Origin of the sequence: Psychrobacter sp. DAB_AL32B, assembly GCF_002224105.1 — a bacterium.
Classification (GTDB): Bacteria; Pseudomonadota; Gammaproteobacteria; order Pseudomonadales; family Moraxellaceae; genus Psychrobacter.
On the sequence record NZ_NEXU01000148.1, the window covers coordinates 1 to 527 of the forward strand.

The following is a 527-nucleotide window of genomic DNA, read 5'->3' on the forward strand; positions in this document are numbered from 1 at the left end:
CGGTACTAAAATCTGACAACGGGCAATTGGCTCACGGAACTCTTCGATATTATTCGGTTCAGGCAATCTTGATGGGTTATCAACATAGATAATCTCGCCATCTTTTTTCACAATCTCGTAAATCACCGAAGGCGCAGTGGTAATCAAATCCAAGTCATATTCACGCTCTAAACGCTCTTGAATAATCTCCATATGCAGCATACCGAGGAAGCCACAACGGAAACCAAAACCTAGTGCATCTGAAGTATCTGGCTCAAAAAATAACGACGCATCGTTAATCTGTAGCTTTTGCAGCGCTTCACGGAATTTTTCGAAATCAGTAGACTCAACAGGGAACATACCGGCATAAACTTGCGGGGTAATCTGTTTAAACCCAGGAATACGCTCAACATCAGGCGTACTGGCATGAGTAATCGTATCACCAACCGGTGCACCAGCAATGTCCTTGATACCCGCAATAATAAAGCCCACTTCACCCGCTTGTAAAATACCCGTATCTACCGGCTTCGGGGTCAAGACACCACATT

The 527-nt window shown here is 44.6% G+C and carries 1 pseudogene; it reads right to left on the reverse strand.

What is annotated here, in order from left to right:
* Positions 1-527: pseudogene (locus tag CAN34_RS13740) on the reverse strand (elongation factor 4); the annotation flags it as partial.